Annotated in this window: 2 protein-coding genes; both read left to right on the top strand. The window is 26.5% G+C overall.

What is annotated here, in order from left to right:
* Positions 1–168 precede the first annotated feature (168 nt).
* Positions 169–573 (top strand): SPOR domain-containing protein, encoded by a 405-nt coding sequence (locus ACERKK_RS12630; RefSeq protein ID WP_373773432.1) that lies wholly within the window; start codon positions 169–171, stop codon positions 571–573.
* A gap of 16 nt (positions 574–589) precedes the next feature.
* The gene (locus ACERKK_RS12625; protein ID WP_373773431.1) at positions 590–2752 is read left to right on the top strand and encodes a type I secretion system permease/ATPase; all 2163 of its coding nucleotides are present in this window, start codon (positions 590–592) and stop codon (positions 2750–2752) included.
* Positions 2753–2902: the final 150 nt, after the last annotated feature.

The following is a 2902-nucleotide window of genomic DNA, read 5'->3' as shown; positions in this document are numbered from 1 at the left end:
ATGCTGATTTACTAAATGAATTAGGTATGACTGATGAAGGTGAAGTGGGAATAAGTGATGAGAATTCTACTATTGTTAAGGAAGAAATTAATGAACAGTTAGAAATTAATATTTCTAAAAAATGTAAGTAATGAGAATCTTATTAGCGATGATTTAGAAATTGCTAAAATGCTTACTTCAAAAATGCCTATTAAAAATGTAAATGAAGAAAGTAAATTAACACAAGAAACTCAAACTCTTGAAGAAAAAACAAGTACTGAAAAACAATTAATTGAACAAAAAATAGATACTACAAGTATTTTACCAAAAGGTAAATATACTATTAATATTGCTAATTTAAATAAAGATGAAGATATTGATAGTTTTATAAATCAAATGAATTTAGACAAAAAAAATGTGCATACATATAATTTAAATAAAAATACAAAAGTTTTATATGGAAATTACGAAACTTTAAAAGAAGCTTCAAATATAATTAAACAATTTTCACAAAAATTAATTGAAAGTGGAATTTATGTTGATAATTTAGAAAAACATAGAAATATAATTTCTAATTATAAATCAATAAATTAAGAAGGACTACAAAAGCTTGGAAAATAAAGAAAACTTAAATCTATTAGAGGAAAAAAGACAAACTGATTGTCTTTTAGAATCTCTACTTTTTCTAGCAACATATCATCAAAGAGGAACATCAAAAGAGTCTTTGATTTATGGTTTAGGTATTCATGGGAAAATAATGAATCTGAATAAATTCATGGATTCTGCAAAAAGAATTGGATTGATTTCTAAGCCCGTTTATAGAGAAAAAATCACAGATATTCCTACTCTTGCATTACCATCTATTATATTTACAAATGATAACTACAATGCAATTTTAGTTGATTATGATGTTGAAACCAATATAGCAAAAGCAATTTTCCCAAATCTTAGTGAAGGTGAAATAGATATTAGTATTGATGAGTTAAATGAAAAATTCACAGGTAAAGCTATTATTATAAAACCTGCATATAACTTTGAAAATAGAGTTAATAAAGATATTCATATCCCTGAACCTAAAAAATGGTTTTGGGGAGCAATAAAAAGAAATAAAGAGATTTATTCAAGAGTAATTATTGCATCTATTTTTATTAATATTTTTGTAATAGCAACTCCACTATTTATAATGAACGTATATGATAGAATATTACCAAATAATGCTATTGAAACACTATGGGCATTGGCAATTGGTATTTTCTTTGTAATGTCTTTTGATTTTGCACTAAAAGTAATTAGATCTTACTATCTTGGAAAAGCTTCAAAACGTGCTGATATTGTTATGTCAAATAAAATATTTGATCAATTATTAAATATTAGACTTGAAGAAAAACCATCTTCTACAGGGATGTTTGTAAATAGATTACAATCTTTCCAAGCTATTAGAGATTTTTTTGCAACAGCAACAGTTTCAACAATTGTAGATATTCCATTTTTATTTATTTTTATTGGTATAATTTTTTATATAGGTGGAATTTTAGGATGGATTACAGTTGGAACTATTGTTATATCTTTAGCTTTTTCATTAATTATGCAAAAACCTATTCAAAAATCGGTAAAAAATTCATCTAAAGAAGAACAACTTAAACATACAACTTTAAATGAAACTGTTTCAGGACTAGGTATTATAAAAAGTATTCGTGGTCAAAATAGAATGAAAACACACTGGGATAAAGCAGTAAGTCAAACAGTTTATTTTAATGAACAATCTCAATTCTTATCTCAAATTGCAACTTATTTTACAGCTTTTGTTTCTCAACTTTCTAATATATTTATAATTATTGGAGGAGTTTATTTAGCAAGTGAAGGAAGTATGACAATGGGTGCTATTGTTGCTGCTATGATGCTAAATAGGAGAGCAATATCTCCTGTTTCACAAATTGTTGGAATGGTTTTACGTTATGATAAAACAATGCTTGCATTAAATAATATTGATGAAGTAATGAAGATGGAAGTTGAAAGAGAAAATAAAGTTTATTTAAGTAGACCTGATTTAAAAGGTGAAATAGAGTTTAAAGATGTTTGTTTTTCTTATAAAGGTTCAAATTACGAAGCTTTAAAAAATATTAATATTTCAATAAAAGAGGGTGAAAAAGTTGCAATATTAGGAAAAATCGGTTCTGGTAAATCAACTTTTGTAAAACTTCTTCAAAATTTATATGTTCCGTCTAAAGGTTCAATTTTAATAGAGAAAACAGATGTTAGACAAATAGATCCTGTTGATTTAAGAAGGTCAATTGGTGTAGTTCCGCAAGAATCATTTTTGTTTATGGGTACAGTAAAAGATAATATTACAATAGGTGAGCCATTTGCTACAGATGAAGAGATTCTAAATTCATCAAAAATTGCAGGAGTTCATGACTTTTTAGGTAAACATGAAGCTGGTTATGACTTTATTGTAGGTGAGAGAGGTGAAGGTTTAAGTGGTGGAGAAATACAATCTATTACTTTAGCAAGAGCCCTTGTAAGTAATCCAAATATTATGGTTTTAGATGAACCAACAAACTCAATGGATAGACAATCAGAAAAAGTATTTGTTAAAAAATTAGAAGAAATATTAGCAGATCAAACTGTTATTTTAATTACACATAAAACTTCAATGTTATCATTGGTTGATAGAGTAATTGTATTTGATAATGGAAGAATAGTTGCAGATGGACCAAAAGATAAAATTCTTTCATCAGTAAAAGATAAAAAGGATGAAACAGATGAAAAGTGATATAAGTTTTGTTCATAATCTTTATGGTCAAGCTAATGAAAAACCAAGATTAAAAATTGATTTAATCTTTTTATCTATTATCTCATTTGTAACAATTTGTATTATCTGGGCAACAATTGCTGAAGTTGATGAACTAGCAAGAGGTCAAGG

This window comes from Poseidonibacter sp. (assembly GCF_041821165.1).
GTDB lineage: Bacteria > Campylobacterota > Campylobacteria > Campylobacterales > Arcobacteraceae > Poseidonibacter.
This window is presented reverse-complemented; position numbering and strand designations above follow the sequence as displayed.

What these genes read in the sequence shown, in the direction of transcription:
- ACERKK_RS12630 (WP_373773432.1), top strand. Translation starts at nt 169, where the DNA reads ATGCTTACTTCAAAAATGCCTATTAAAAATGTAAATGAAGAAAGTAAA.